The organism is Paenibacillus sp. KS1, assembly GCF_001680695.1.
GTDB classification, from domain to species: domain Bacteria; phylum Bacillota; class Bacilli; order Paenibacillales; family Paenibacillaceae; genus Paenibacillus_B; species Paenibacillus_B suaedae.
The window spans coordinates 1-242 of sequence record NZ_MAIS01000386.1; the positions used below are offsets into that span (position 1 = coordinate 1).

Consider the following 242-nt stretch of genomic DNA (forward strand, 5'->3'; position numbering starts at 1 on the left):
ACAGACGCAGCAATTGTTGAAAGAAGCACACCGGGCCTACGGTACGGAGGTCAACGATCTGTTGCTGACCGCATTGGCGATGGCGGTTCAAGCGTGGAGCGGACTCGAACGCGTGGCAGTCTTGCTGGAAGGACACGGCCGAGAACCGATCGCGGCGGATGTGGATGTAAGCCGGACGGTCGGCTGGTTTACGAGCGCGTATCCGGTGGTGTTGGAGATCGAGCCGGAGATGAGCCTGCCGC

At 61.2% G+C, this 242-nt stretch carries 1 protein-coding gene; it reads left to right on the top strand.

From position 1 onward, the window contains the following. Nucleotides 1-242: condensation domain-containing protein (locus BBG47_RS28760; RefSeq protein ID WP_139070864.1), on the top strand; the 242-nt coding region annotated here is incomplete at both ends.